Here is a 5,247-nt window from a genome sequence, read left to right on the forward strand (position 1 = left end):
GGACATCACATACGGTAAGGATTACATTAGTATTAATTACTACGATAGGATAGATGCCCCCATACTGGTAGACAACTTAGGGTCTAAACCAAAGGGAAATGTTTGGCCTAGACCCCATACTGGCTCCTCGGGTTGGATTCGAACCAACAGCCTAACGGTTACGGTTTTTTCCTCATGTTTCCATAAGGCCCGGACTATCTCATTACCTTCCTGATCAATTTCAGGGTCAGGTATCGGGCGCTTCCCACCCCACTGTATCGAGGCAGTACGACCTCGCGGTCTAGTCTCTGCACCTTCCCCGAGATTATCGGGGCTTGGCTCAGGATTACCATTTGCTTTTCAACATTTAGGCTTCCCTGAATTCACCCAATTTTTCAATCCCGCTTTCACGGGAAAGCTGCAATTTTCTCACAGCCGTTCGCTCCACCATTGAGCTACCGAGGAATGTATTCTCAAGTTAGTTTTATTAGTATATATATTTTGCCGTATATGGCAACTGTTATTTCTTTTCTTCTGTCGGCTCTTCAGCATTACAATTTAACTCTGAAAGCTGTTTGTACATTGCGTATCTTCTGGTAACATCAACCTGTTCTTCTTTAAGATACTTTTCAAATGCTTCAGGATGGGTCTTCTTTAATACTCTAAACCTATTTTCCCCACCAGCATATTCACTGAACTCTATTGTCGGCTTCTTACTATCAATAGTAAGCGGATTCTTTCCTTCAACAGAGAGCTCTGGGTTAAACCGCATAATTGGGAAATGACCGCATGCTACCGCTTTTTTCTGCTCATCTAATCCATGCTCCATATTTATACCATGAGCAATACATGTTGAATAAGCAATGATCAGTGAAGGGCCATCATACTGTTCAGCTTCAATGAATGCTTTTACTACCTGGTTAGGATCTGCACCCATAGCAATCTTTGCAACATATACATAGCCGTAACTCATCGCCATTAATGCGAGATCTTTTTTCGCTGTTGGTTTACCGCTCGCTGCAAACTGTGCTACAGCACCTTTCGGTGTCGCTTTTGATGACTGTCCACCGGTGTTTGAATATACTTCTGTATCAAGAACAAGCACATTGATATTCTCACCTGATGCTAATACGTGATCAAGACCACCGTAACCGATATCATATGCCCATCCATCACCACCGAGTGCCCATACAGATTTTTTAACCAAATAATCTGCTATTTTTAAAAGTTCCGGACATACACCACACTTACATGCTGAAAGCAGATCTTTTGCTTTTTTAACTAGTACTCGTTGATCTTCGATCTCTACATATGTTTTCTGTGGTGCTGCAAGTATTTCCTTCAACACCGACTTAAGATCCCCTGCACATTCTTCTTTACTATCAATAATCTTCTGTGCAAGTTCACGTGCATATTCATTAAACTTATCTACGGTAAGTCTCATACCAAAAGCAAACTCAGCATTATCTTCAAAAAGTGAGTTTGACCATGTCGGGCCATAACCGTCTTGGCGCGTACAATACGGTGTTGTCGGTAAGTTACCACCATAAATTGATGTACATCCTGTTGCATTACCGATGAGCGCTTTATCACCAAAAAGCTGTGTCAGAAGTTTTACATATGCTGTTTCACCGCATCCCGCGCATGCGCCAGAGAACTCAAAGAGTGGCTTTAAGAACTGGCTACCTCTTACAGTTGCTATATCAAGCTTCTTAGGATCGATATCAGGAATATCCATAAAGAACGCGAAGTTATCCCTCTCTTGATCTCTGAGTGGTGCCTGCTCAGTCATCTTAATTGCTTCTTTTGCTTTTGCCGGACAGAAGAATACACAGGTACCGCATCCAGTACAATCTTCCGGTGCAACTTGTAGCGTATACTTCATCCCCACAAATTCTTTTGCTTTGGGAGTAGTTGATTTAAATGTGTCTGGTGCTTTATCGAGCTGTTTCGGATCATAGACTTTCATTCTTATCGCTGCGTGAGGACACACTAAAGAACATCTACCACATTGGATACATGTCTCAGTATTCCACAGTGGTATATTTACCGCTATATTACGTTTTTCATACTGTGTTGTAGCTGTCGGCCAGGTACCGTCTGCAGGCATTTCAGATACTTTTACTAATGATCCCTGCCGTTTAATTATCTTTGCAGTAACACCTTTAACAAAATCTGGGGCATCACTAGGTACAACTTCGACTTCCTCTACTGTACAATCGCAAGTATCCGGCACAGCAATTTCATGTATTTCTGTAAGCGATCGATCAACAGCGGCTACGTTCATATTAACGATATCTTCACCTTTATTACCGTAAGTTTTTTTGATCGCATCTTTTACTGCTTCAATCGCAACTGCATCATCAATAACCTTTGATATTTTGAAGAACGCTACCTGCATGATCGTGTTGATACGTGCACCAAGACCAACTTCTTCAGCGATTTTAATAGCATCAATTGCATAAAACTTTATTTTCTTTGCAACGATTTGCTTTTTCACTCTGTTTGGCAAACAATCCCATATTTCGTCTTTGCTATGATGTGAGGTAAGAAGAAAAATACCGCCATCTACAAGGTTATGAAGCATATCAAATTTCTCTAAAAATGATGTGTTGTGACAAGCAAGGAAATTAGCGTTTGTTATGAGGTACGGACTACGAATAGGATGTTTCCCGAAACGAAGATGAGATACTGTTACCGCACCAGCTTTTTTTGAATCGTATTCAAAGTATCCTTGCGTATAGTTATTTGTTTTTTCAGCAATAATCTTAATGGTATTTTTGTTTGCTCCGACAGTACCGTCTGAACCAAGACCATAAAACATTGCGCGATACACATCATCACTTTCAATCGAAAATGCATTGTCAACTTCAAGACTCGTTGAGGTTACATCATCATCTATCCCAACAGTAAAATGATTCTTTGGATCATCTAAAGATAAATCCTCGAATATTGATTTAACCATAGTAGGGGTAAACTCAGCTGAACCAAGACCAAAACGACCACCAACAATAATCGGATATGAATCTGATTTAATCATCCCGAGTGTCATTGCTTCACCAATAGCTGTACGAATATCTTCGTAAAGCGGCTCACCGATACTGCCAGGCTCTTTTGTTCTGTCTAAGACAGCGATCTTAGTAGCTGTTTTAGGTAATGAATTAACAAAAGCATTCAGATCAAAAGGTCGGAAAAGACGCACTTTTAAGACACCTACTTTTTCACCTTTTTGATTGAGGTAATCAACGGTTTCGTGTGCAACTTCTGCACCAGAACCCATCATAATTATGATCCGCTCAGCTTCAGGATCACCGACATAATCAAAAAGACGATATTCTCTTCCTGTGAGGAGAGCAAATTTATCAAATGCTTTTTGCACAAATTCTGGGCACGCATCATGATATTTGTTTACGCTTTCCCGACCCTGAAAATAAACGTCAGGATTCTGTGAAGTACCTCTGATCGCCGGATGATCAGGAGAGAGACCTGATTTATGATGTGCATCAACCATTTTCTGATCAATCATAGATTTAATATCGTCCATGGTCAATTCTTCAATTTTCTGTATTTCATGAGAGATTCTAAACCCTTCAAAAATATGTAAAAACGGTATACGGGACTCAAGTGTTGCAACCTGTGAAATAAGAGCAAAATCCATTGTTTCCTGAACATTTGTTGCAAACAACATAGCAAATCCTGTCTGACGACACGCCATAACATCTGAATGATCACCAAATATGGATAATGCCTGACACGCAATTGATCGTGCAGCAATATGGAAAACAGTAGGTAATAATTCACCGGCTATTTTATACATGTTTGGCAGCATAAGGAGTAATCCTTGTGAAGCAGTAAACGTCGTTGTGAGCGCACCAGCGGTAAGAGCACCATGCACAGCCCCGGAAGCACCACCTTCAGATTGCATTTCAACAACTTTAGGTATTGTACCCCAGATATTTGGTACATTTTTAGCTGATTTTAAATCAGATATCTCACCCATAGGTGATGAAGGTGTAATAGGATATATTGCAATTACTTCATTTGTCGCGTGAGCGACATGCGCTACCGCGCTATTTCCGTCATGTGGAACCATTTTACGTTTCATAGATAAGCCTCCGTATAGATCTATATATTGTTATTGTATGATATATTATTTATCAACCCCGAATAAGGAGAATTCTGAGCATATACCTATTATATAGAAAAATCAAGAGGAAAAATATGGGTTTTTTGCATATTTTTGGTAGGTAAAGATAGATTTATCGCAAACTTTACATCAAAAGAGCAGACCACAGCCCCGAAAATAAATCCTACGACGAGACAGGTTTGAATACATCAGCAGCAGCATTACCATTAAAACCAAATGTAGCAGCGCCTACACAAACAAACATTTTCTTAAACACATATGATATTGTTAGATATTCACAAGTTCACACATATATTCTCTAATCGTCATTAAACACATTAATTGAGCCAGAAATGACGATTACTGCACATAAAACACCCAGAATATTGTTCTGATACAACATTCCATACCACCTTTCTTTGTATTGAAATTGATTTTCAATACATTGTTAAAAAAAATTGACCACTTTTTACTTGTTTTTCATCTGTTTCTTAGCTGCTCATTCCTTCTTGAAAATGGTTTTCATCATATAAGTAAAATTTTTTACTTTTGACACTTCTCGCATGTACCAAATATCTCTAATACATGTCTTGCAGGGATAAAATTATGCTCACTAGCCATATTTTCTTGTATTATTTCTATTGTTGGGTTGGTCACTTCAATGCAATCGCCACATCGAACACATATCAGATGATCGTGGTGTTCGTGTCCATACTTATGTTCGTAGCGCATTATTCCTTCACCAAAATCTATTTCTTCGCATAAACCGCATTCTCTGAGCATTTTCATTGTTCTATATACCGTGGTGTACCCTATCGCTTTATCCTTCTCTTTAACTGATGTATGTAACTCTTCTATTGATATATGTTCTTCAATACCCAAAAATGTCTTCAGGATAAGTTCTCTTTGCGGTGTTCTCCGCAAACCCTTTTTAGCTATGTATTCATTAAATATTTCGAACTCTTTTTCCATGGCTTCGGTGCCTTCGGCACTTTTACTTTCCTGCTATCAACATCACTAACCTTGAGCCTAAACAATAAAAGCATCGAAGGTGCCTTCGGCACTTTTACTTTCCTGCTATCAACATCATTAACCTTGAGCCTAAACAATAAAAGCATCGAAGGTGCCTTCGGCACTTTTAC

At 39.3% G+C, this 5,247-nt stretch carries 3 protein-coding genes; all 3 read right to left on the reverse strand.

Annotated elements, in window-relative coordinates; translation table 11 throughout:
• Nucleotides 1–499 precede the first annotated feature (499 nt).
• Complete coding sequence (gene nifJ / locus P9M13_09295; protein MDP8263475.1) at nucleotides 500–4,084, reverse strand: pyruvate:ferredoxin (flavodoxin) oxidoreductase; 3,585 nt, start codon at nucleotides 4,082–4,084, stop codon at nucleotides 500–502.
• Between the two features lie 564 nt (nucleotides 4,085–4,648).
• Nucleotides 4,649–5,077: a transcriptional repressor gene (locus tag P9M13_09300; protein ID MDP8263476.1), complete on the reverse strand. Its 429-nt coding sequence runs from the start codon at nucleotides 5,075–5,077 to the stop codon at nucleotides 4,649–4,651.
• Nucleotides 5,041–5,247 (reverse strand): hypothetical protein (locus tag P9M13_09305; GenBank protein MDP8263477.1); only part of this gene is annotated, 207 nt, incomplete at its 5' end. The genes P9M13_09305 and P9M13_09300, both read right to left, overlap by 37 nt.

Source organism: Candidatus Ancaeobacter aquaticus (assembly GCA_030765405.1).
Lineage (GTDB): Bacteria > Auribacterota > Ancaeobacteria > Ancaeobacterales > Ancaeobacteraceae > Ancaeobacter > Ancaeobacter aquaticus.

What these genes read in the sequence shown, in the direction of transcription:
- nifJ (MDP8263475.1), bottom strand. Translation starts at nt 4,084, where the DNA reads ATGAAACGTAAAATGGTTCCACATGACGGAAATAGCGCGGTAGCGCAT.
- P9M13_09300 (MDP8263476.1), bottom strand. Translation starts at nt 5,077, where the DNA reads ATGGAAAAAGAGTTCGAAATATTTAATGAATACATAGCTAAAAAGGGT.